The sequence below is a fragment of the Flavobacterium turcicum genome (assembly GCF_011365745.1).
GTDB classification, from domain to species: Bacteria; Bacteroidota; Bacteroidia; order Flavobacteriales; family Flavobacteriaceae; genus Flavobacterium; species Flavobacterium turcicum.
In genome coordinates this window covers 61,988-84,914 of sequence record NZ_JAAOBY010000005.1, presented here as the reverse complement: position 1 = coordinate 84,914, position 22,927 = coordinate 61,988, and the positions used below count along the sequence as shown (strand labels likewise).

The 22,927-nt window shown below is 35.9% G+C and carries 21 protein-coding genes and 2 tRNA genes; 11 read left to right on the top strand and 12 right to left on the bottom strand.

From position 1 onward, the window contains the following. The first annotated feature begins 66 nt into the window (after positions 1 to 66). The gene (locus G9Q29_RS09925; RefSeq protein WP_166136487.1) at positions 67 to 3,318 is read left to right on the top strand and encodes a S41 family peptidase; all 3,252 of its coding nucleotides are present in this window, start codon (positions 67 to 69) and stop codon (positions 3,316 to 3,318) included. Positions 3,319 to 3,410: 92 nt separating this feature from the next. Here G9Q29_RS09925 and G9Q29_RS09920 read toward each other — a convergent pair whose 3' ends face one another. The 5 genes from G9Q29_RS09920 to G9Q29_RS09900 all read right to left on the bottom strand — a co-directional run bounded on the left by G9Q29_RS09920 (position 3,411) and on the right by G9Q29_RS09900 (position 8,629). Beyond that, entirely contained in the window at positions 3,411 to 4,370 is a 960-nt protein-coding gene (locus G9Q29_RS09920; protein ID WP_166136484.1) for a sodium-dependent bicarbonate transport family permease, read from the bottom strand. 78 nt (positions 4,371 to 4,448) lie between these two features. After that, on the bottom strand, positions 4,449 to 5,408 hold the full coding sequence (locus G9Q29_RS09915) for an L-threonylcarbamoyladenylate synthase (protein ID WP_166136481.1): 960 nt from the start codon (positions 5,406 to 5,408) through the stop codon (positions 4,449 to 4,451). A gap of 3 nt (positions 5,409 to 5,411) precedes the next feature. After that, on the bottom strand, positions 5,412 to 6,254 hold the full coding sequence (locus G9Q29_RS09910) for a DUF6671 family protein (protein ID WP_166136478.1): 843 nt from the start codon (positions 6,252 to 6,254) through the stop codon (positions 5,412 to 5,414). Then, the gene (locus tag G9Q29_RS09905) at positions 6,241 to 6,543 is read right to left on the bottom strand and encodes a hypothetical protein (protein WP_166136475.1); all 303 of its coding nucleotides are present in this window, start codon (positions 6,541 to 6,543) and stop codon (positions 6,241 to 6,243) included. The genes G9Q29_RS09910 and G9Q29_RS09905 overlap by 14 nt, the downstream gene beginning before the upstream one ends. Positions 6,544 to 7,111: 568 nt before the next feature. After that, on the bottom strand, positions 7,112 to 8,629 hold the full coding sequence (locus G9Q29_RS09900) for a DUF2254 family protein (RefSeq protein WP_166136472.1): 1,518 nt from the start codon (positions 8,627 to 8,629) through the stop codon (positions 7,112 to 7,114). A gap of 361 nt (positions 8,630 to 8,990) precedes the next feature. Here G9Q29_RS09900 and G9Q29_RS09895 point away from each other — a divergent pair, with 361 nt between their 5' ends. Next, complete coding sequence (locus G9Q29_RS09895) at positions 8,991 to 9,389, top strand: DUF2721 domain-containing protein (protein ID WP_166136469.1); 399 nt, start codon at positions 8,991 to 8,993, stop codon at positions 9,387 to 9,389. Positions 9,390 to 9,446: 57 nt separating this feature from the next. Here G9Q29_RS09895 and G9Q29_RS09890 read toward each other — a convergent pair whose 3' ends face one another. Then, complete coding sequence (locus G9Q29_RS09890) at positions 9,447 to 11,576, bottom strand: TonB-dependent receptor domain-containing protein (RefSeq protein WP_166136466.1); 2,130 nt, start codon at positions 11,574 to 11,576, stop codon at positions 9,447 to 9,449. A gap of 157 nt (positions 11,577 to 11,733) precedes the next feature. Between G9Q29_RS09890 and G9Q29_RS09885 the strand changes: the two genes are divergently transcribed. From G9Q29_RS09885 to G9Q29_RS09845, 9 genes are all read left to right on the top strand, one after another. After that, positions 11,734 to 13,119, top strand: a complete 1,386-nt coding sequence (locus G9Q29_RS09885; protein WP_166136464.1) for a DUF1800 domain-containing protein — start codon at positions 11,734 to 11,736, stop codon at positions 13,117 to 13,119. Between the two features lie 11 nt (positions 13,120 to 13,130). Beyond that, a complete protein-coding gene (locus tag G9Q29_RS09880) occupies positions 13,131 to 14,300 on the top strand; it encodes a DUF1501 domain-containing protein (RefSeq protein ID WP_166136461.1) in 1,170 nt (389 codons plus the stop codon). A gap of 47 nt (positions 14,301 to 14,347) precedes the next feature. Next, positions 14,348 to 15,301, top strand: a complete 954-nt coding sequence (locus G9Q29_RS09875) for a DMT family transporter (RefSeq protein ID WP_166136458.1) — start codon at positions 14,348 to 14,350, stop codon at positions 15,299 to 15,301. 67 nt (positions 15,302 to 15,368) lie between these two features. Next, complete coding sequence (locus tag G9Q29_RS09870; RefSeq protein WP_166136455.1) at positions 15,369 to 15,722, top strand: DoxX family protein; 354 nt, start codon at positions 15,369 to 15,371, stop codon at positions 15,720 to 15,722. Positions 15,723 to 15,727: 5 nt separating this feature from the next. After that, complete coding sequence (locus tag G9Q29_RS09865) at positions 15,728 to 16,336, top strand: alpha-ketoglutarate-dependent dioxygenase AlkB family protein (RefSeq protein WP_166136453.1); 609 nt, start codon at positions 15,728 to 15,730, stop codon at positions 16,334 to 16,336. 197 nt (positions 16,337 to 16,533) lie between these two features. Continuing rightward, positions 16,534 to 16,812 (top strand): DUF2805 domain-containing protein, encoded by a 279-nt coding sequence (locus G9Q29_RS09860; RefSeq protein WP_166136450.1) that lies wholly within the window; start codon positions 16,534 to 16,536, stop codon positions 16,810 to 16,812. 55 nt (positions 16,813 to 16,867) lie between these two features. Then, positions 16,868 to 17,221, top strand: coding sequence for a hypothetical protein (locus G9Q29_RS09855; RefSeq protein WP_166136447.1), 354 nt, complete (start codon positions 16,868 to 16,870; stop codon positions 17,219 to 17,221). A 108-nt stretch (positions 17,222 to 17,329) separates the two neighbouring features. Then, positions 17,330 to 19,192: a M61 family metallopeptidase gene (locus tag G9Q29_RS09850; protein WP_166136445.1), complete on the top strand. Its 1,863-nt coding sequence runs from the start codon at positions 17,330 to 17,332 to the stop codon at positions 19,190 to 19,192. 198 nt (positions 19,193 to 19,390) lie between these two features. Then, positions 19,391 to 20,095 (top strand): DUF4369 domain-containing protein, encoded by a 705-nt coding sequence (locus G9Q29_RS09845; RefSeq protein ID WP_166136443.1) that lies wholly within the window; start codon positions 19,391 to 19,393, stop codon positions 20,093 to 20,095. A gap of 292 nt (positions 20,096 to 20,387) precedes the next feature. Here the strand turns inward: G9Q29_RS09845 and G9Q29_RS09840 are convergent. The 6 genes from G9Q29_RS09840 to idi form a co-directional block, all read right to left on the bottom strand. Continuing rightward, positions 20,388 to 20,461, bottom strand: a tRNA-Thr gene (locus G9Q29_RS09840). 149 nt (positions 20,462 to 20,610) lie between these two features. Beyond that, a tRNA-Thr gene (locus G9Q29_RS09835) sits at positions 20,611 to 20,684 on the bottom strand. A gap of 79 nt (positions 20,685 to 20,763) precedes the next feature. After that, positions 20,764 to 21,030 (bottom strand): hypothetical protein, encoded by a 267-nt coding sequence (locus G9Q29_RS09830; protein ID WP_166136440.1) that lies wholly within the window; start codon positions 21,028 to 21,030, stop codon positions 20,764 to 20,766. A 221-nt stretch (positions 21,031 to 21,251) separates the two neighbouring features. Then, a complete protein-coding gene (locus G9Q29_RS09825; RefSeq protein WP_166136437.1) occupies positions 21,252 to 21,716 on the bottom strand; it encodes a peroxiredoxin in 465 nt (154 codons plus the stop codon). After that, a complete protein-coding gene (locus G9Q29_RS09820; RefSeq protein WP_166136434.1) occupies positions 21,713 to 22,123 on the bottom strand; it encodes a 6-pyruvoyl trahydropterin synthase family protein in 411 nt (136 codons plus the stop codon). Before G9Q29_RS09820 ends, G9Q29_RS09825 begins: the two co-directional genes overlap by 4 nt. Before the next feature lie 23 nt (positions 22,124 to 22,146). Then, entirely contained in the window at positions 22,147 to 22,686 is a 540-nt protein-coding gene (gene idi, locus G9Q29_RS09815; RefSeq protein ID WP_166136431.1) for an isopentenyl-diphosphate Delta-isomerase, read from the bottom strand. Between the last annotated feature and the right edge of the window lie 241 nt (positions 22,687 to 22,927).

The window sequence follows — 22,927 nt, the reverse complement described above, 5'->3', positions numbered from 1 at the left end:
ACATACAAATCCTGTAACAAAACAGTATTTTAAGCTACTAAATGAAGAACTAAACTCTAATAAACTATGAACTTAAAATCTTCATTATACTGTGGCTTGTTGTTGATAGCAAGCTCAGTATCATTCGCACAAGATGCCCTCTGGTTGCGCCATCCCGCGCTTTCTCCTGATGGTAAAAACATTGCTTTTGGTTATAAAGGCGATATTTATGTAGTCAATGCCAAAGGTGGTACTGCAGTTCCTATTACCATTCATGAAGGACACGACATGATGCCTGTGTGGAGTAAAGACGGAAAGCAAATTGCTTTTGCAAGTGACCGTTACGGTAATTTTGACGTATTTACACTACCCGTAACTGGAGGAACTCCTACCCGACTTACCTTTAACTCCGCCGCTGATTATCCGTATGATTTTTCACCTGATAGTAAAAATGTGTTATTTGGTTCTAGCCGTCAAACGAGCAACAACAACATCCATTTTTATTCGCCGCGTTTGTTCCAAAACCTTTATACAGTTGCAGCAACTGGCGGAAAACCGGTGTTGGTTACTGAGGGCGGAATAGAATATGCGCGCTACAATGCAGCAGGGAATCAAATTGTTTTTCAAGACCGCAAAGGCTACGAAGACCCATTACGTAAACACCACACCAGCAGTGTAACGCGTGATATTTGGGTATTTGATGTTAACAAAAAAACCTACACCCAATTAAGCACTTACGAAGGCGAAGACCGCGAGCCGGTATACAGCAATGACAACCAAAATATTTTCTTTTTGAGCGAAGCCGATGGCAGCAATCAAAATATTTTCAAGCAAAATCTAGGCGCTAAAACAGCAACAGCCTTAACTACTTTCAAAAACAATCCGGTGCGTCATTTAAGCGTAGCACAAGACAATACTTTATGCTTTTCGCAAGACGGTGAAATTTACACTTTGAAAGAAGGCAAAAGTCCACAAAAAGTAAAAATCACTATTCAAAATGATGGTAAAGGCAATGTGGAGAAAAACGTGCCTATTGCAGGTTCTATTTCAGAGTTTGTGCCAAGCCCGAACGGAAAAGAAATTGCAATTGTTTCTAGAGGTGAAATTTTTGTGACCAATGCCGACGGTGGAAGTACCAAAAGAATTACCAACACACCGGAGCAAGAGCGCCATGTGCAATGGTCTACTGACAGTAAAACCCTTATTTACGCCTCAGAACGTGGTGACAGTTGGGATTTATTTACGGCAATAGTAGAACGAAAAGAAGAAGCTTATTTTTACGCAGCTACTCTAATCAAGGAGGAGAAATTAATTGCGTCTAACAAAGAGGAGTTCTTACCTAAATTCAGCCCAGACGGAAAAGAAATTGCTTTTGTTGAAGAGCGCAATATTGTTCGTGTGTATAATTTAGCCAGCAAAACTTCACGAACCATTTTACCAGAAGGTAGAAATCACAGTTATTCTGATGGCGATTTTGGTTTCAACTGGAGCGATGATAGCAAATGGCTTTTTGTAGATGATAGCATGGGTAATTTTAATGCAACGCATACCGCGATGATCAAAGCCGACGGCTCTGAAACTAAATACCCAATTATGAGTGGTTTTGGCGAAGATGCAGCCAAACAACAAATGAAAGGCAAAGCATTAGCGTGGCTGAGCAGCAAAGAAGGTCGTAAATCATTGGCCAATCAAGGCAGCAGAGAACTTGACGTGTACGCCGTATTTTTCGATAAAAAAGACTTTGAAAATTTTAAATTATCCAAAGAAGAAGCGGCTCTTGCAAAAGAAATAAAAGACAAAGAAAAAGAAGCCGAAGACAAAAAAACGGCTGCAAGCACAGATAAAAACAAGAAAGAGACTCCTAAAAAAGAGGAAGCAGTAGTTTGGAATCCAGATTTGACTGACCTTGAAACTAGAAAAGTTCGTGTTACCATCAACAGTTCATCTATTGCGGATTTTGTATTTAATGATGAAGGCAGTAAATTGTTCTATTTAGCTTCTTTTGAAAAAGGATTCGACCTTTGGGTAACTGATACCAAAACCAAAGAAACTAAGATTTTAGCCAAACTAGGATCATCGCCAAGTACTTTATTCTTAAGCAAAGACAATAAAACATTGTTTGTTCGAAACGACGGAAGCTTGTCTAAAATTGATACCGAAAGCGGAAAAATCACAGGAGTTAACGTTTCGGCTGAAATGGTTTTAAATACCGAAGCGGAACGTAACTACATTTTCAATCACATGTGGAGACAAACCGCTAAGAAGTTTTACGACCCAAAATTACATGGCGTAGATTGGAAAATGTATAAAGATACTTATGCTAAATTTTTACCACACATCAATAACAACTATGATTTCCAAGAATTGTTGAGTGAAATTTTAGGAGAACTCAACGCTTCGCACACAGGAGGTCGCTATAGTTTTACACCTCCAAACATGGATGCTACAGCTTGCCTGGGTTTATTGTACGATGAAAAAAATGCCGCTGATGGTTTAAAAGTTACTGAAGTAATTGTAGGCGGGCCTTTTGACAAAACGAATTCAAAGTTAAAAGCAGGTGCTACTATCAATAAAATTGACAACGAAGCAATTACTGCTACTACAGATTGGGCTAAATTTCTAAACAGAAAAACAGGTAAACTAATCCTAATTTCAGGTGTAGATGCTAATGGTGTAGCGTTTCAAGAGTCTGTAAAACCGATTTCATTTGGTGAAGAATCGGGTTTAATGTACAACCGTTGGATTCGCAAGATGAATCAGATTACTGAAAAATTGAGTAATGGAAAAGTAGGCTACGTTCACGTACAAGGTATGAATGACGGCAGTTTTAGAGAAGTTTTTGACCAAGTGATGGGTAAAAATTTCGAAAAAGAAGCTTTGATTGTTGATACTCGTTTTAATGGTGGTGGCTGGTTACACGATGATTTGAATACCTTATTGAGTGGCAAACGTTACCTTGAATTTTCACCACAAGGCAACCGCTTGAAAGATGCAGAACCATTAGGAAGATGGACCAAACCAAGCTGTGTATTAATGGGCGAAGGCAATTATTCAGACGCTTTCATTTTCCCATACGTGTACAAGCAAAACGGAATCGGAAAATTAATAGGAATGGGCGTTCCAGGAACAGGAACGGCTGTTTGGTGGGAAACTCAAATTGATCCTACTTTAGTTTTCGGAATTCCAATGGTAGCTACTATCGGAAAAGAAAACAGACCTACTGAAAACTTGCAAGTAAATCCAGATATTCCCGTTGCTATGAAATACGAAGATTATTTGAATGGACAAGACAAACAATTAGAAAGAGCTGTTGAAGAAATGCTGAAAACGATTAGATAATTATTCTATTCTTAGAAAATTAATTTTCATTAAAAAAGAGGTAGTCCAAAAGCTACCTCTTTTTTAATTAATAATCGCGACTGCGGGTGGGATCAACACTGTACTATCGCAAAATATATTGGCATCCCGAAAGTAATATTGAACGGAAAGGTCACCGCCAAAGCCATCGGTAAAAAGATTCCGGGGTTTGCCTTGGGAACTGCAATTTTCATGGCAGCAGGCACAGCAATATACGAGGCACTTGCCGCCAGTACTGCAAATATGAATCGGTTTCCAATATCAGCAGTAACCCATCCGCTTAAAATAGCTACCACTACACCATTCAATAATGGGAATAGAATTGCAAACAAAATACTAAACCAACCGCTCTTAAAAAAATCGCCTAATTTTCGGCCGCTGACAATCCCCATATCCAATAAAAATAGTGCTAAAAATCCTTTAAAAATATCAGTGGTAAAAGGTTTAATTCCCAATGCTTGCTGTTCACTGGCCAAAAAACCTATAAGCAAGCTACCAATAATAAGCAATACACTTCCGTTGGTAAACGAGTGTTTAAAAACAGAAGACAGCTTTGTTTTCGTATCTGTATTCTTTGCATTAAGCCTTATCAAAATAACACCTACAATAATTGCTGGAGCTTCCATTAAGGCCATAACTGCTACCATATGACCGCTGAAAGTAGAATTTTGTAACTCTAAAAATGAAATAGCTGTAACAAAAGTAACCGCACTTACAGATCCGTAGGCAGCGGCAATTGCTCCTGAATCTTCAATACTGTAAATTCGTTTTAAAATAAAAAACAAGTAAAACGGAATCACAATTGCAATTCCAATTCCGAAAACGATAGACCAAATAATGCCCCAATCAAAATGACTATGAGCCAATTCTTGACCACCTTTAAAACCGATAGAAAAAAGTAAATAAAGGGAAATAAACTTCGAGCTGCCCTCTGGAATTTGCAAATCACTTTTAACTAAAACGGCAATAATTCCGAGGACAAAAAAAAGTAAAGCGGGATTGGTAAGGTTTTCAATTAATAAATTCAAATTCATGATTAAGTTTTTTTATTTTCAATTGCACGATGTGCTTGTCAATTGTTTTGATATGTAAAGTTTAAAAATACCAGTCTTTTATTTTTTAGCTGCGCGTTTTAGTCTGTCATTAATAGTTTTGCCCAATCCAATATCTGGAAAACGCTCGACTAAAATCAAATCTAATTCTTGGCTATCCAAGCGGTGTAATGCAGCGTATAAACGAGAGCTTGCTTCTGCTAATGAGCCTGATTTTGAAAGCACCTCCTGCGCAACAATACAGTCACTTTGATAATTGGTGCTAAAAGACAACACGCCAACTCGCAATTTCAAATTTTGGTCTAAATCCAAACTCATAGCAGTAGTCAACTGCGTAGTTGTAGCGGGCGCATAATGGCGGGCTAACATTCCTGGAGCTGGCGGTGCTTTTTCATTGTAATTATGTACCGCTACAGGCCCAACTACCGCCTCAATGTCCTCAAGCGCGAGAGAACCTAAACGATATAAAACAGGTTCGTCGTTTTCAAAACCTATAATGGTCGACTCGATGCCTTTTTGACAGCTTCCACCATCTAAAATTAAGGGAACCTCTTCTTGAAAATACTGCGCTACATGACTGGCTTGTGTTGGACTAATAGACCCAAACGGGTTGGCACTTGGAGCAGCCAAAGGAAAATCGAGCTGTTCTAAAAGTGCCAAAGTAAGCTCATGATTTGGCACACGCACTGCAACGGTATCTTTACCAGCTGTGACCAAATCTGGTACATTGGACTGCTTTTTTAAAACCATCGTCAAGGGACCAGGCCAAAAAGTAGCAGCCAATTGCGCAGCTTTAATTGGAATTTCTCGTGCAACTTGCGGCAAACTTTCAACTGATTTTAAGTGTACGATTAAAGGATTGAACGTTGGTCGTTTTTTGATGCTAAAAATAGAAGCAATAGCTTTGGGGCTAAAGATGTTTCCTGCTAACCCATAAACAGTCTCTGTAGGAATGGCAATAACTTCTTCTTGATTTAATAATGCAATTGCCTCTGGGATAGATTTTGATATAGAATTCATTACTTAAGGGTTACAATAATCACAATACATGGGATCTTCGGTTGTTTTTTGATACGGAAATGGAACTTCGAGTGTATGTTGGCATTTTTTACAATTATAAACATGGCTTAAAGTAGAACGTGTAGGCGATTTGCACCACTCACAAGGCAAACCAACTTTAGCTTCAGTAACTACAAATCCTGGCGTGTTGCACTCCGGACAAACAGATTGAACGGCTTGAAGCAACTTTTGAGCCGCTACTTCAATAACTCTCATGCGTGTAGGGTTGTTATGCGCTCTCATATCGATCTCGGCATAAACAGAGCCGTATATTTTTTGCAAATGCTCAAAACAACTTTGTAATTGCGGCATGTTGTCAATTCCTTTTAGAATTGATTCGTTATTTTTGGGACCGCTGCGCAAAATAATAGCATGAGAAGGAAAGTGAATTCTCTCTGCAAAATCCAATAAATCTTGCCAAGTGTCTATTGCTATTCCATAGAAATTAGTGTCTAAACTGATTTCTCTTACCACAATCTCGATTTCGTTTTTTTTATCGATTAAAATCAAAAATTCTTCATCCGCTTGCGCAAAAAATAAACTGGGATGCGCACCAAACGAACCTTCACTTGCTATGGCTAAATCACAATCAAAGGCAGTCATCGCAGAAAGACATTTTTCGCGAACAGTTTGTAAAGCAGTTGATTTCCTATCGATCTCACCAGCAAAAGTGCCAAAAATATCGGTATCGAAAACAGTAGGAACAAAACAGCTTACACTAAGCCCTTTTTCAAAAATGGGTGCAATTACCCGCTCTTTCTGATGTTTGGTTGCGATCAGTAACTTTCTGTCTTTAAATAGCTCCATCTGTTTTGGCTTTAGGCCTTACCTCAATTTGAATGATGCCGTTGATGAGCAATTCTAAATCTTTTTCCTCAGCCTCTTTAATCAAAATTCTAATATAATCAGATGCCTCTATTAAAGTTTCTTGTCGTCGTTTTGAATGCTGAAAATCTCTATTAAACCTAAATTCACTGCCGTATTTTTCCAAACTGTGGTAATTTACTTTGGTGTTGATCAGCGAATACAAAACTTTTCCTGCCTCAAGAGGTTCAAATTTTCCCTCGATTAATTTAAATTGAAATTGCTTTTTCATGCTTTCTTTTTTGGTGTCAAAGTGAAATAGAACATAAAAAATTAATATTGCTAAAGCGAATATCAAATGATATTTTCGATCATTTCGATTGCTCTTTAAGCCCAAATAAAAAACAAAAACTAAAGTTAAAAACGCCTTTTTTGCTTTTAGTTTATTTCATATTGGGGCTTTTGTGTTTCATAGTGCAAAAGTACAATAGGCTAATCATTAATTTTTATTTATATTTATAATGATAGTCATAAACAATTTTAATATATCACGATAAAATTAAAAATACCAACTAAAGATCAAACACATACGCAAAAAAAGACAAGGTAAAACAATTAAAAAAAATCTTGAAACGATTGTTAGCTAATGATTAAACCAAATGCGACTATCATAAGAAGCTTTTAGAAAGTAATAATTTTAATACTTCAATAAAAGTAGAGGCTAGCAGTTGATTTTTAAATGCGAGAGAATTGCATTTTATTTGTATTCAAACACCATAGGAAAATGAGAGCTATTTTGTAAAGTTTTAACCACAAAATTAAATTAAATATGGAACTATCGCATTTTTTACAGCATTACATTAGCTTGCATACTGACGCAAATAGTGCAAAGCTTGTTGTTGCGCTACAGCAATCACCTCATTTTGAGGCACAAACTCATTTTCGTAAAAAGACAGTATTCCCGCACGATCAATGGAAGCAATTTGTTGTTTCGCTTTGGTTTTAAAATGAAGCAGCTCATTTTCAATAGTAATCAATTTTTCTTTAGAAATTTTTAAAGCTCCCGTTTGATAATTTTCCAAATTATAAAGTGTACTCAACTCCATTTCCTCTACTTGTTGTATTAAAACCTTTAAATGAAAAGGATTTTCTACCAAAGGAATTATGGATCGAATGGCTCTCAGAATTCTTTTTACAACCGTTGGATCCTCTTTTCCCCATTGAAAAATTTGATCAAAACAAAAATCGATGAACTCTTCAAAATCAAACTCATTGACCTGAATTTTAGCAGTACTCAAAGCTCTTGCATCAGTTGAAGGAAAAGATTTCAAAGCCAATTCCTTAGCAATTTCTCCTATTTGATCAATACAATTCAAGCAAGTTGTAGGATCATTTACCGCAGGAGATATCGCTTTGATAGCAATATCAACTAATTTACGTACCCCAAAATTGATGTCTTGCGTATGACTCCTGAATTGCTCGACTTTAAAGGCACTTTTAACCACAACGCCAACCCTACGTTGCACCACTTGCGCTTGCGTTGCCGTTAAAGGTTGATTAAAAACCAAAGTCACCAAAGTAGTAGTTTCTTTCATGATGAACTCGCCAATGATGGGTTTTTGATACGCATTTTCAAAACAATCTCCAAGGTCGGAATCCGTGAGTACATCAACAATAGTCTTGAGTTTTACATAATTGACACTATCTAAATATCCAGAATCAAACGGACTTAAAATTTGTATTTTGTATTTATCTGAATTGATTAAAGCCCTTTTGTACAACAAACTACTTCCTTTTTTCCAATTTTCTTGGTAGAGTAAATTAATCTCCGCCATCATATCTACTTTGATGCTGTTGGTAATACTAGACACATTCATATTGATGCTTAAATAGGTAATCATGTTGGGATACGACCACGATAATCCGTAAAAAGCCAACAATGTGCCCAATGATAAAGTAACTAAAAACGGAGTTTCAGGAAAAAAGACCGTCACTAATTGCGGCAAGATACACAACGAAATACTGCCTACAATAAGGCCGATGAATTTCTGCATTTTAAAGTCGGTTATCAAAAAATGCCTCAAAATTCGCGGAGAAAACTGTGACGAAGCCAACTGCATGACTACAAAAATAACCGAAAAAGTAGTCAATGAAATACCAATCAAAATAGAAACTAAAATATTGGTTACAGAGAGCAAACTCTCATAAGTAGCTCGAATATCTAAATGAAAGATTTGCCCAAAATCAACAGTTTTTTCGAGTAACATCACCGCCGAGCCAATCACCACGACGTATAAAACACCTAAAAAGGTACCAACATCTTTTAACTGATGAATAAAAATATTCTTTAAGCGGTATTTCATATTATGGTACATCATTTCGGTTTTGGTATAAAAGTATTGTAATTAAATCTGGTTATGAAAAAAAATGGAAATCCTATTGGTACAAATTTGTTTTGTGAAAAAAGTTCTCGTTCAATGCCAAGTCTTTATTACCATTGACTCTTTGAAAATTATTTACTCGAAAAAAAATCTTTTTGTAACAAGATTGGCAAATCAAAAATAATAAAATTGAAAGATGAAAGTTGCAAATGCAGCATTTTAATTTCAGGTGAGCAAGCCGCATTCGCGAAAGCGCAATTTTGTTTTAGTACCTTTGCTTGACACCGATAAACAGTAACAATTTACATCGGCTACAGCCTAACCATAATGGTTGAACCTACTTTATAAAACAGCAAACATGAATTTACAAATTGAAACTCCTGCCCTACTTTTTGGCGCTACCTCCTTAATTTTGTTAGCATACACCAACCGATTTTTAACCATAGCAACCATTGTTCGCGGTTTAAAAAAAACATATAAGGAAAAAGAAAGCGCGCTCATTTTGCTAGAAATAAAAAATCTGAACCTGCGCCTAACGCTTATTCGCAATATGCAAATGGCAGGTGTTTTGAGCTTGTTTTTGAGTGTTTTTGCTATGCTTTTACTTTTTTTAGAACAAGCAACGGCAGGTATCTATTTGTTTGGAGGAAGTTTGTTTTTCCTCCTGCTTTCCCTCGGCCTATCGTTTTGGGAAAAATCAATATCTGTTAATGCCTTGCGCTTGCACCTGAGCGATTTGGTACAAAATGAAAAATAAAAAAATGCTCCTAAACAGATTTGTTAGGAGCATTTTTATTTTAGCAGATGATGACAATTATTGGTTTAGCAAACCACCTTCTTCTTTTTTATCGGTGTTTAACAAACTCGGACTTTCTTTAGCCAATTTGTTTCGTGTTGGAATTTTATAATTCAAACTAAAACCAAAACGTCTCGTATCTTGCTTGTTGCTGATAAAAATTGGTGTTTCGAAAGCATTGAACGCATTGCGGTTTTTATCTAAAACATCATCTACATACACAGACAAAGTCAATTGATCTTTTAAAAACTTTTTTGAAAAAGTCAAATCAAGCGAATTGCGGATGGGAGCCACGGCAATAAAATAGAAGTAATTTCCCTTTGGTACGATATAATTGTAATTGGCAACAAACTTGATTTTTTGTGGCAACACCAACTGCGACATGAAATTTAAAACCCAAAAACCTTTGGTATCAACTCTAGGAATATCGTGCAATTGGTATCCAGCATACACGTATAAAAAATTCATGGTATCTGGATTTACGTTCATTTTCATGGTCTCTGCTAATCCTTTCGTAAAAAGCATGTACGGAATTGGCATCCCGATATTGAAGTTGTGAATTTTTACTTCTGGAATATTTTCGTTGGTATTGGCAACAACAGTGCCGTCAACCATTACCCTTTGAATAACTTGATTTTTAGCCGAACTCAAATTATAACTGATAAAAGCATAATCAAAAGCACTCAGTTTTACTTCGTAATTATCAAAAATAGTTGGTTGTAGGTTCGGGTTTCCTGAGTATTCTATATTTGGGTTTTGATAGTTCGTATTGTTTGGGTTTAATGCTGATGTACTTGGCAAGGTAATTTTCTTGTTGTAATTTACATTAAAATTGATGGCATTGGTAAAATTGTACTGCGCACTTGCATTAGGAAAAAATCTAAATTGTTTAAAAGTGCTCAAAGCAGCCACATCCGTGTTACCTGTGATATTGTAATCTTCGGCACGACCTCCAACAATGAAATTCAATTTATCAAATTTGGTTTGTACTTCAAAGTAGCTCGCGGCTGTTCTTCGTTTGTACTCTAAATTGGTAATACCTCTGTTGGAAGTATCAAAAAGTAATTCTTCGTACAAAGCTCCAATGCTCAATTTACCTTCGTCAGAAAAATCAAAAGGCTGCGAAAAATCTACTTTTCCGTTGTAAACTTTCTGATGCGAAGTATTATCCAAGGTAGGCGTTGTATTGCCAGTTGGACGCAATAAGAAATCGTTAGTGTTCGAATTATAATTGAATTTGAATTCTAATTTCTTGGCGGCATTATCAAATTTTTTCTGGTACGTAACCACAGCATCCTGACGCAAACCATCGCTTACCGAAGTATCGTCAGTGTTAAATCCAGGACCTGAACCCAAGGTATTACTGTTGTTATCGTTTTTTGTAAAGTCATAATTCAACAGCAATCGATCCTTTCCGATATCGAATGTCAAAGCCGATTTTACAAAATTAGTGCGCCCTAATCTGTCCGCATCGGTTTGTGACAATACCGTCGTCATTTCATTTTCTTTGCGCTCCAAAGCCGTCCAAACTGCAGACTCGCGGTAGTTTTGACCAAAATTAAGCTGCCATCCAAAATATTTGTTTTTAGCACTCAATAACAAACTGTTGTTCATTCGCAAACGAACATCATCATAATCTGTAATGCTGGTACTGTTGGTATACGTTGCACTCAAATAGTTTTTCGCATTCCTGTTGGTAATAATGTTAAGGATTGCACCTCCGGAAGTAGCAGGAAACTCGGCTCCTGGTTGGGTAATAATTTCGATTTTTTCGATAGCGTTGGCTGGCATTCCCTCCAAAAAAGCGTTTAATTCATTAGTAGAAATATTCAGCGGACGCCCGTCCATAAAAACATCCAATTGCTTACCTTGATACATCATCCCGGCAATATCCGAAGCGATTAAACCGGGTAATTTTTTGATTCCCTCTAAAACGGAACCGGTATTGAGATTGGCCTGTTCCGAAAAGTTAAAAATAGTCCGATCGGCTTTTTGTTCGATGGCCTTTTTATTTTTAACGATTGTTACTTCTTTTAGTTCGTTCGTTTTTTCAGTTTCGACTTCTGTTTTTTGTTCTGGGGCCGTTTGTGCAGAGGCTGTGTAAAAATGAAACATACTTACTACTGCTAGGCTAATGATTTTTTTCATGATTGATGTGATTGATGCCCATAAGTAGCAATTGTAGAGAATATGTTACAGTGGCACGGTTCATGAAATTGTTTTTATTGATGGTAAATGTTAAGAATTAGCTTCATCCTTAAACCTTTCACAACTCAAGCCATCTAATAATAAAGCAATTACCGATATGAAATCATCTGTATTATGGTCCTTACGACTCGGATTTTCGGCCAAACAAGCCGATTTTATTGAAAAAAATGGCGTGAATGATTTTCTAGAAAAATCTTTTGCTACCCCAATTGATGACCAATTACCCGATTATTTGGCAAAAAGCCCAAAAACTTTAGCCGAATTTAAAGAGTTAAGACAAACGCTGAAAGATGCAAACTCAGATCAAGCCAAAGCCATCCGAAAGCAAGAAGCACAAACGGCACTGGAAATGAAAATGGCTTGGATCGAAAAAATGCAGCAAGATGCTTTTCCGCTTCGTGAAAAAATGACCTGCTTTTGGCACAACCATTTTGTATCGACCATTCAAAAAGTAAAAGTCAATTATTGGATTTACCAACACAACCAAATCCTAAGAACACATGCTTTTGGCAATTTCAAAACGCTTACCAAATTAATCGTTCAAAGCAATGCCATGGTGCGTTACCTCGATAATGTTGACAATCGAAAAGGAAAATGGAACGAAAACCTAAGTCGAGAATTATTAGAACTTTTTACTCTAGGCATTGGGAATTACACCGAAATAGATATCAAAAACGGAGCAAAAGGACTCGCAGGTTTGGGTATTGGCGAGGATAAAGCGCAGTACAGAAAGTTTCTTGAAGATAATGAGCCTTTTACTTATTTGGGCAAAAAAGGGAATTTAAAAGCCGATCAACTCATTGACGCTATTTTTGAACAAAAGGCCATACCTTATTTAATTACTCGAAAAATACTTCAATGGTTTATTTACGACGATCCTTCCGAAGATTTGGTGCTGTACTACGGTGATTATTTCCGAAAGGTAAACTTTGAAATACAACCGCTTTTGGTAAAAATGATAACTGAAGAATATGATAAAAAAACGGCAGGTTCGAAGATTAAAAATCCACTTGAATTCAGTCTGCAATTATTAGATGAATTACAGATAAAAAACCCAAATACGCGAGGTTTGGTGCTATTCATGAAAGAACAAGGCATGGATTTATTCAATCAACCCAATGTAAAAGGTTGGTATGGCGGCAACTCGTGGTTGAGTTCTCAAATGTACTTGCAGCGCAACAATGTAGCCGATTTACTTTGTAACGGAAAAGGAAATTTTAGGAACCAAAATGCGAACAAAACGATGATTGACAAGCCAATTCGCCAAATTCCGGTACAACTTAAGTGGGATAAAAACGCATCCCACAAAAAAATAATTGCCCAATTGGCTGACCGTTTGCTATTTCAAGTAGAAGCCAACACGCAAGCCGACTTTGAAAAAATAATAAAATATGATTTTGACAGCAATGCCATTGGCGCTGATTATGCCGTTTTGCGATTGTTTAATTATATGGTAAAATCGCCCGAGTTTCAACTCATTTAAATCCCACAGTTATGAACAGAAGACACTTTTTAACACTAACAGGAACGCTAACTGGTGGCGCATTGCTGCTTCCTGACTTTCTATATTCTTATGGTTCACAAAGTAATTTGGTAGTTGGTGAACAATGTGTTGTATTTGTACAACTCAATGGCGGTAATGATGGTTTGAATACTTTTATTCCGTTTTCAGATCCTTTGTATTACGAACTCCGCCCAAAAATCGCCATTAGTAAAGGTGATGTTGCTTCGGCCACAAATGGTATGGCCTTTCATCCTGCTTTAAGTGGCTTTGCGCAAATGCAACAAAACGGCGATTTGAGTGTTTTGCAAAATGTAGGTTACCCAAATCCAGTTCGCTCCCATTTTCGCAGTCAAGAAATTTGGCAAACAGCACCAAAAGACCAAGAATATTTGAATGATGGCTGGCTAGGTCGCTATTTAGATTTGCAATGCAAAGAGCACCAACCAACTGCTGGAGTAAATATTGACACCATTGATAATTTGGCATTGAAAGGAGATGCTCCCAATTCTATTACAGTAAAAGATCCGAGCCGATTTGTGGTGAAAAGAAATTCCGAAGCTCCCGTTCAGCTTTCAACTAATCCGCAATTGGATTTTGTTCGAAAAATTGCTAGTTCAGTAGTTGAAGGAGCAGATGACATTCAAAACGCCATTAGCAAAGCTGCAGCCTCAGAGATTACTTATCCAAAAACAGGATTAGCCAAAAATTTAGAGTGGATTGCCAAACTTATCAAGGGAAACTTGAACTCAAAAGTGTATTACACATCGCTAAACGGTTTTGATACCCATGACAATCAACTAGCCATTCATAAAAACAAATTAACTGAATTGAATGATGCTGTTTTTAGTTTTTACCAAGATTTAAAAAAATCACAACAACTGCAGCAAGTAACAATCGTCGTTTTTTCTGAATTTGGGCGCCGTGTAAAAGACAATGGTAGTGGTACCGATCATGGCACTGCAGCTCCTATGTTTATCATTGGCGGAAGCAACAAAGGAAAGGTTATTGGAGCCAACCCAAATTTAGCTGATTTAGATCAAGGCGATTTAAAACACCAACTGGATTTTAGGAGTGTGTACGCGTCCTTGCTACAAAACAAACTACAATTTGACCCTAAAAAAATCGGACTTATGAATGATCCCGTGAAAGGGCTTTTTTAATCACTTTAAAAAACTATCTTTGCCCGCTTTTAAAATTTGAAACAAAGATGATAAATAATAGTGTACTTAAAGGAGTTTTTTTAGTTGGATTGGGCGCTACAAGCTACGGAATGCTGGCAACTTTTGTAAGAATGGCTTATGATGAAAATTATACAACTGCAGAAGTGACTGTTTCACAATTTGTTTTTGGAATTATTGGAATTTTATTAATCAATGCATTTCAAAGAAACCGCAACAACAATACAGCGGTTAAAGCATCTAAAAAAAACAAATCACAATTAATGCTTGCTGGAACTTCAACTGGACTAACGAGCGTTTTTTATTATTTAGCGGTAAAATTTGACATTCCTGTTTCAATTGCTATTGTTCTTTTAATGCAAACAGTTTGGATTGGCGTGCTATTAGAATGGTTTTTAGACAAAAAAGCTCCTTCTAAAGTCAAAACTATATCTGTAATTATTGTTTTAATTGGTACTGTTTTAGCAACTAACTTACTGAATGCAGATGTGAAATTAAATCCATTAGGAATCTTTTTTGGATTATTAGCAGCAACTTCATTTACCACAACCATGTTTACTGCAAACAGAATTGCAACCGAAATTTCATCGGCGCAAAGAAGTCTTTACATGCTTTTTGGTGGCGGAATAATGGTTTTAATTTTCGCACTAATGACGCAAATAATTCCAAATCAATTTCCAGCAATAGCTGATGCATTAGGAGTTTTTTCTACGGCAAAAGATTTTAATTTTACTATTTTCCTTAAATGGGGAATTATACTTTCTCTATTTGGAACAATTATCCCGCCAATGCTTTTAAACGCAGGGTTTCCTTTAACAGGAATTGGTTTGGGGAGTATTGTTTCGGCTCTGGAACTTCCCGTATCAGTATTGATGGCGTATTTTCTTTTGAACGAAAAAGTAATTTTGCTTCAATGGATTGGAATTGTTTTAATCATCTTGGCAATTGTGATTATGAATGTGAATTTTAAGAAAAAAGCTTAATTTCTATTTAAAACATTTATGCTAATTTCATTTATATTTTTATAAATTCGTGACAAATCTATTTATCATGAATTTACCTTGGCATTTGTACGGGATGGCTTTTATTTATTTCATTGCGGGAATCAATCATTTTCGAAATCCTAGATTGTATTTAAAAATCATTCCGCCTTACATTCCAAACCACAAGCTGATGAATTATGCAAGTGGTGTTGCCGAAATTATTTTAGGAATCGCATTGTGTATACCTGTGCTTTCTGCTTATGCTGCATGGGGCGTCATTGCTTTGTTGATCGCTATTTTTCCAACGCATTTGTACATGTATTTTGACCCAAAAGCACATATGGGTTTGCCTAAATGGTTGCTACTTTTGCGAATGCCATTGCAGTTCGCCTTAATGTTTTGGGCGTACCAATACACCTAAGACCCATGAACTCCTTATTTGACAATTCTGCGGAATCGTTTTTGCTTCAGCTTCCTGATGCAGACATTCAATACTTCCCTCAGTTTTTTTCAAAAGAAGAAGCCGATCGTATTTTTACTGATTTGCTTCAAAATATCCCGTGGCAACAAGACGACATTCGTGTTTTTGGCAAAGTGTATCCGCAGCCACGCCTTACCGCTTTGTTTGGCAACGAGGGTAAATCCTATTCGTATTCTAATATCACAATGCAGCCGCATCCTTGGTCGCCACTTTTACTTCAGCTGAAGGAGAAAGTCGAAGCTGTGGCGCAAACGCATTTTAGCACTGTGCTACTCAATCAATACCGCGACGGAAGAGACAGCAACGGCTGGCATGCTGATAACGAAAAAGAATTAGGTGTTAATCCAGTAATTGCATCACTTAGTTTTGGCGCCGAAAGACAATTTCAACTCAAGCACAACGAGATTACCGATTTAAAGAAAAGTATAACCCTGGAGCACGGAAGTTTTTTACTCATGCAAGGAACCACGCAACATTGCTGGAAACATCAAATTCCGAAAACCGCAAAACCAGTTGGCAACCGCATCAATTTAACATTTAGAATCATAAAATAACCGTCTTAAAAACCAATTTGAAATGCGTAATTTTTAAAATAAAAGATCTCAAAAGCCTCCTTTCAAGAAAAAAAAAGTTAGAACGTAAAAAAAACAAGGATTTGATAAAAACTAATTATTTTTTTTCTTAATATTGATATCAAATAGAAATGTAATTTATTAATCATTAACAACTTATTTGAATTAATTTTCACGTGATGAAAAAGAGTAACCGAAAAGAATTAAACTGGGAGCAAACAGAAAAACTTGTTACTATGGCTTTAGAAGAAAAAAATCCTTTTGAAATCATAAAAAAAGAATTTGGTCTGGCAGAAAAAGAGATTCTCGAAATCATGAAAAAGAAAATGCCCGTTGAAAAATTCGAGATGTGGAAAAAGAAAGCAATTGCAAATAAACCAAAACCAAAACCCGTCAAAATTGATGATTTTGATGAAGACTTAGACGGTAAATATTACATAAAAAATAAATTAGACTAATACAGAAAACTCCTGAAATTATCAGGAGTTTTTTTGTTTTAAACCACCAAAAAACATGGTTCACGTTATTAAAAAAGATGATTCTTTACTATTTGAAATTCAAGGATGGCATAAATTATGGGCTTTTCAAAATCAAATTAGGGTTAGCCAAAATCAAATTACCAAAGCTTATCAGGATGAAACTGAAATTAAATTCTGGAAAGGTTTTAGATGTCCTGGTACTGAAATTCCCGGAATTATTGCAGCAGGAACCTATTACCAAAACGGTAAAAACTTTTGGGATGTGTGCGACAAATCGAATAGTATTATTGTAGAATTACAAAATCATACTTTCAAAAAATTATTCATTGAAGTACCCAATACTGAAGAAACACTGGCTTTACTCCATGAGTTCCAATATCAAACATAGTATTCCAATTGTAAAACGATAAAAGCCAAATTCTTTTACTTTTTTAAAAACTACAATTGTAACAAATGGTGCTTTACACCGACCAATAAGCAAAATTAAAGATACACAATGAAAAGAATACTTTATTCCTTAGCGCTTGCAAGCATACTATGGAGTTGTAAAACAACAAATACCGTAACATCGGCAAAAGCCAAAGAACAAATTAATGTAAACATTAACTTAACGGATGTAAAAGACGACAAGGTCTTGGTTACCGTTGCTGCTCCAAAAATAAATGCTGATGAAACAACATATAGTATCCCAAAGATAATTCCAGGAACCTACTCTGTTGATGATTACGGCAAATACATCGAAGACTTTAAAGCATTTGACAGTAAAGGAAATTTACTAAGCAATAGCAAAGCAGATGAAAATACTTGGGTGATCAAAAACGCAAAAACATTAGCGAAAATTACATATTTGGTAAATGATACTTTTGACACCGAAAAAGGTAATGGTTTTGGCAATAACGATGTGTTTTCACCAGCAGGAACAAATATTGATGCAGGAACTAATTTCATGTTGAACATGCATGGCTTTGTAGGTTTTTTTAAAGACAAAAACGACTTACCATATACCGTAAACATTGCCCATCCTGCAAACTTATGGGGAGCTACCTCAATGACTGATCAAGATGCAAGTCAAACCAATGACGTATTTAGCATGCCTCGTTATGCTGAATTGATCGAAAATCCGGTGATGTATGCCAAACCTGACTATACGACCTTTACTGTTGATGGAATGGAAATTTTGATTGGAGTATTTTCGCCTGGCGGCAAAATAACTGCAGAAAGCATCACTCCTGAAATGAAAACAATGATGATTGCTCAAAAAACATTTATGGGCAAAATCAATGCTACTAAAAAATACACGGTATTATTGTATTTATCAAGCATGAAACCTAATGATGCTAAGGGTTTTGGCGCTTTAGAACACCCTACAGCTACAACGGTTGTAATGCCTGAATTATTACCAAAAGACGAATTAGTAAAAAACATGAAAGATGTAGTTTCGCATGAGTTTTTTCATATTGTAACTCCACTTACCATCCACTCGAAAGAGATCCATTACTTTGATTACAATACACCAAAAATGTCAAAACACTTATGGATGTACGAAGGGGTAACTGAGTATTTTGCTAACTTATTCCAAATTAATCAAGGCCTAATCACCGAAGAAGATTTTTACACTCGAATGGCTCAAAAGATCGAACACGCATCTAAAATGAATGACACCATGCCATTTACAACCATGAGCGCTAATGTTCTGACAGAGCCTTACAAAGCACAATACCTAAACGTTTACGAAAAAGGAGCTCTGATAGGAATGTGTTTGGATATAATTATTCGCGAAAAAAGTAATGGCGAAAGAGGAATCTTAGACTTAATGCAAAAATTATCTGTTGAATACGGCGCTTCAAAACCATTTAATGACGAAGAGTTGTTTGCTAAAATTACTTCATTTACTTATCCCGAAGTTGGCGATTTCTTGAACACCTATGTTGCAGGACCTACTCCAATACCTTATGCTGATTTCTTAGCAAAAGTGGGGGTGTCTAAAACAACTACGAAATCACCAGGAAATGTATTTTTAAAAGGACAAACACCTTACATCACAGTGAACCAAGCTACAAAAGAAATTTTGGTTTTACCTAATAATGAATTGAACGTCTTTTTCACTTCATTAGGTTTAAAAGGTGATGATGTACTACTTTCTTTTAATAACAAAGCTTACAGCTTGGAAAACATTTACGACTTGATTACCGATAGTCAAAAATGGAAAGAAGACGAAACAATTGCGATAAAAATAAAACGTAATGGCAAAGAACAAGTGATTACAGGTAAAGTAAAACTACCTTACGAAGAAGTAGAAAGCCTTAACGCTTCAGATTCGACTAAAAAAACACTGAAAGATGCTTGGTTGAAAGGCTAAAAAGAGAGTACGCAGTATAAAAGTCCTAATTTAGAAATGAATTAGGATTTTTTTTGTCAAAATATGAAACTAGCATCCCTTCATTCCAACAATTTTCTTTATTTTGCGCGAAAATAACAAATTCAAACTTGCGGTCATTGCTGGATAAAAATTCTAGCAACAACACAAAAATGAATTATCAAAAACAATCAAACTCAAATGAAAAAATCAATTTTGGCAGTGCTTGGAGTACTTGTTCTAGCAGCATGTTCTAAAACAGAATCAAAAGGCAATGTGCATATCACCGGAAACATCAAGGGATTAAAAAACGGAACTTTATACCTACAACGCTTTGTTGACACCTCGTTAGTAATTCTTGATTCGATTAAAATTGATGGCAAATCTACTTTTGAAAGTCACTTCACACTTGAATCACCTGAAATGTTGTATCTGTCATTAGACCGTGGAGTAACCAATTCATTAGATAATAACTTATCGTTTTTTGCAGAACCAGGAAATCTAACCATCGAAACCTCATTAGATAATTACTTAGCCGATGCTGTTGTAACAGGATCAAAAAACAATGATGTATTTGAAGAGTATAAAAAAATAAAAAGCCGTTTCACAGATGAAAATTTAACCTTGGTTGAAAAAAAATTCAAAGCGATCAAAAGACAAAACAATGCTGTAGTTGATAGTTTATCAGCCAAACAAGACTCTAACCTTAAACGCAGATATTTGTTCGCAACTAATTTTGCTTTGAACAACAGAGATCTTGAAGTAGCACCCTATATTGCCTTATCTGAGATTTACGACATCAATATAAAATATTTAGATACCATTCAAAAGGCGATGTCTCCAAAAGTAGCACAATCGTTATATGGTAAAAAACTAACTAAATTTGTTACTGGCGCAAAGCAGTAAACAATTGCAAAAATTTGCCCCATCATAAAAACCATTTCCTTTCAAGGAGGTGGTTTTTTTTTTGCTTGGTGCGCAACTAAAATTAAAGAACACAACTATAGTTTAAAAAATATTTTAATCGCTTAACAGTCGTTAAAAACAACAATGCAGTATTAATAAATAATAAAAAGGAATTACACATAGTGAATTATAAAGCTACTCAAATAGAAAACTAGACAATTAACAGCGCACATAGCTCCTTGGATATAGTTCAAAAAAAACCACCTAACAAAAGTTAGATGGTTTATCGAAGAGCCGGCGGAGGGACTCGAACCCACGACCTGCTGATTACAAATCAGCTGCTCTAGCCAACTGAGCTACGCTGGCGACTCATTACGGGTGCAAATATACAGCGGTTTTTGAATAATACAAATGTTTTTTAAAAGAAATTTTCATTAAAATTCAAAGCCATTGCAACTGAACAACTTAAGTATAAAACAAAAAAAAAACCACCTAAAAAGGTGGTTTTTACAATGAGCCGGCGGAGGGACTCGAACCCACGACCTGCTGATTACAAATCAGCTGCTCTAGCCAACTGAGCTACGCTGGCGTCTCATTTCCGGTGCAAATATAAGGATGAATTTGACTTCTCCAAAATAATTTTACACTTTTTTTATCGGTTTTTTCGACTACAATTCGTTGATTTTAGCAATCAATTGATTTGCAGTTTGTTCCAATTCAACATTGATTTGCTTGAAGTGTGCTTTTTTATTTTCAACGTTTTTAGCGTTTACTTTTGTGATCAAAACATCAAAAGCAGCAATAGCCTCGTCAATTAAGTTGTTAGTTTCAGTAGTTGGTTTTCCTGTAGTTGAAATCTCGAACAAGTAAACTGCCTCAATAATATCTCCTAAAACGTAGTTGATGTCTTTCTTTAAATTTTTAACGTTTGCCATTTCTATTTATTTAAAATTTGAATTTTAATTTGCGTTTGCAAAAGTACACATAATCTTTCTATTAGCTGCTATGATTTGTAAATTTCTAAAATAGAAGCTTTTCCGTTAAGTATGAAGTACTTTAGGACCTAAAATCATCACTTGCTCAAAAATAATCTTCGCAACCGCTACTCTATTTTTTACAATCGGCGCACAACGGTTCGTGTAAATAAAAACGTAATCTATTTAGATGTCAACTTTTGAGTGGCTTGTAAAGCTTTTGGAATGTGTTTAGTCGCCATCATACTGTCAAAAATCATTTGAATCACACCATTTTTATCAGTCACATAGGTTACTCTTCCCGGCATTAATCCGAACAAACCCGTTGGTACTCCAAAAAGTTTACGAATGGCTTTGTTACTATCTGATAACAAAATAAAAGGCAACTTAAATTGCTTGGCAAATTTTTGGTGCGAGCTAGTACTATCTCCGCTTATTCCAATTACTTCAGCACCCAATTCCTTAAAATCCTCGTATTGATCTCTGAAACTACAAGCCTGTGCGGTACAACCCGGCGTGTTGTCTTTTGGATAAAAATAAATTACAAGAGGCTTTTGACCTAAAACAGTTTTACTGTCAAACAAATTCCCTTCGGTATCTATTGCTGAGAAATGCGGAATCACATCACCTACTTTTAGCTCTTTCATTCTCCTCGGTAGGTTACAAAGTTACGCGGCGTTTCGTATAAAACTACTTCTAAATCGAACTCAGGCTTTATTCTCTTTCTGATTTTATCCCAAATTACGACTACAATATTTTCGGCAGTAGGATTCAAATCTTTAAACTCTGGCACATCCAAATTCAAGTTTTTGTGATCAAATTGATTTTCAACCTCTTCTTTTATAATATCGCTCAAAAACTTCACATCCATTACATAACCTGTCTCAGGATCAATAGCCCCCGTTACGCTAACCGTCATGTCGTAATTATGACCGTGAAAATTAGGATTATTGCATTTGCCAAAAATGGCATCGTTTTGTTCAAAGGTCCAATCCTTTCGGTACAGACGGTGCGCCGCATTAAAGTGGGCTTTTCTCGAAATAGTAACTCTCATATTGATAGTATTAAGGTAAGCGTTTAGGGCGCTAATGGACTTTTATGTTCTTCTAAATAATGGTAAAACTCATCAAAGATAATTTTAAACCACACCGTGTATAGTTCAGGATGCTGAAGCATATCGGTTTTTACATCTTCAATTTTCATCCATTTCCACGCTTCCACTTCTTCAGGATTAATATTCGGTTCGTCATTAGAGTAACCAATCATCACATGATCAAGCTCATGCTCTGTTAATCCATTATCAAAAGGGGCTTTGTAAATAAAATGAAAAAGTTCTTTTAACGGCGTCTTGAAACCCATTTCCTCAAAAAGTCGGCGACTTCCTGCCTCAATATTAGTTTCGCCCTCTCGTTGGTGGCTGCAGCACGTATTGGTCCATAACAAAGGAGAATGGTATTTATGATGTGCCCGTTGCTGCAACATAATTTCGTTGTTGGTGTTTAAAACAAAAACGGAAAAAGCACGATGCAAAACTGCTTTTTGATGTGCTTCTAATTTAGGCATTAAACCTATTTGCTCATCGTTTTCATTTACTAAAATTACATTTTCTTCTACCATTTTACTTTATTATGTTTCCAAAAGTACAAAAAAATAATTTGCCCCTTAGTCTTTAACATTCCGTTTTGAATCGTTTATGATGATTCAAATTTGTTCTGTATACCTTAAGCAAAAATCAACTATTTCTATTGCAAAATAGTATTGTTTTGACAAAAATTATCAGCTGTAAATCTGAAAGAAAATCTTTTAAAAAACTAAAATTGTGCTTTTAAAACCATCTTGCACATTGAAAAAAGGATTT

Bases quoted from the DNA above. Each gene is read 5' to 3' on its own strand.
- G9Q29_RS09925 (WP_166136487.1), top strand. From the start codon at position 67: ATGAACTTAAAATCTTCATTATACTGTGGCTTGTTGTTGATAGCAAGC.
- G9Q29_RS09920 (WP_166136484.1), bottom strand. From the start codon at position 4,370: ATGAATTTGAATTTATTAATTGAAAACCTTACCAATCCCGCTTTACTT.
- G9Q29_RS09915 (WP_166136481.1), bottom strand. From the start codon at position 5,408: ATGAATTCTATATCAAAATCTATCCCAGAGGCAATTGCATTATTAAAT.
- G9Q29_RS09910 (WP_166136478.1), bottom strand. From the start codon at position 6,254: ATGGAGCTATTTAAAGACAGAAAGTTACTGATCGCAACCAAACATCAG.
- G9Q29_RS09905 (WP_166136475.1), bottom strand. From the start codon at position 6,543: ATGAAAAAGCAATTTCAATTTAAATTAATCGAGGGAAAATTTGAACCT.
- G9Q29_RS09900 (WP_166136472.1), bottom strand. From the start codon at position 8,629: ATGATGTACCATAATATGAAATACCGCTTAAAGAATATTTTTATTCAT.
- G9Q29_RS09895 (WP_166136469.1), top strand. From the start codon at position 8,991: ATGAATTTACAAATTGAAACTCCTGCCCTACTTTTTGGCGCTACCTCC.
- G9Q29_RS09890 (WP_166136466.1), bottom strand. From the start codon at position 11,576: ATGAAAAAAATCATTAGCCTAGCAGTAGTAAGTATGTTTCATTTTTAC.
- G9Q29_RS09885 (WP_166136464.1), top strand. From the start codon at position 11,734: ATGAAATCATCTGTATTATGGTCCTTACGACTCGGATTTTCGGCCAAA.
- G9Q29_RS09880 (WP_166136461.1), top strand. From the start codon at position 13,131: ATGAACAGAAGACACTTTTTAACACTAACAGGAACGCTAACTGGTGGC.
- G9Q29_RS09875 (WP_166136458.1), top strand. From the start codon at position 14,348: ATGATAAATAATAGTGTACTTAAAGGAGTTTTTTTAGTTGGATTGGGC.
- G9Q29_RS09870 (WP_166136455.1), top strand. From the start codon at position 15,369: ATGAATTTACCTTGGCATTTGTACGGGATGGCTTTTATTTATTTCATT.
- G9Q29_RS09865 (WP_166136453.1), top strand. From the start codon at position 15,728: ATGAACTCCTTATTTGACAATTCTGCGGAATCGTTTTTGCTTCAGCTT.
- G9Q29_RS09860 (WP_166136450.1), top strand. From the start codon at position 16,534: ATGAAAAAGAGTAACCGAAAAGAATTAAACTGGGAGCAAACAGAAAAA.
- G9Q29_RS09855 (WP_166136447.1), top strand. From the start codon at position 16,868: ATGGTTCACGTTATTAAAAAAGATGATTCTTTACTATTTGAAATTCAA.
- G9Q29_RS09850 (WP_166136445.1), top strand. From the start codon at position 17,330: ATGAAAAGAATACTTTATTCCTTAGCGCTTGCAAGCATACTATGGAGT.
- G9Q29_RS09845 (WP_166136443.1), top strand. From the start codon at position 19,391: ATGAAAAAATCAATTTTGGCAGTGCTTGGAGTACTTGTTCTAGCAGCA.
- G9Q29_RS09830 (WP_166136440.1), bottom strand. From the start codon at position 21,030: ATGGCAAACGTTAAAAATTTAAAGAAAGACATCAACTACGTTTTAGGA.
- G9Q29_RS09825 (WP_166136437.1), bottom strand. From the start codon at position 21,716: ATGAAAGAGCTAAAAGTAGGTGATGTGATTCCGCATTTCTCAGCAATA.
- G9Q29_RS09820 (WP_166136434.1), bottom strand. From the start codon at position 22,123: ATGAGAGTTACTATTTCGAGAAAAGCCCACTTTAATGCGGCGCACCGT.
- idi (WP_166136431.1), bottom strand. From the start codon at position 22,686: ATGGTAGAAGAAAATGTAATTTTAGTAAATGAAAACGATGAGCAAATA.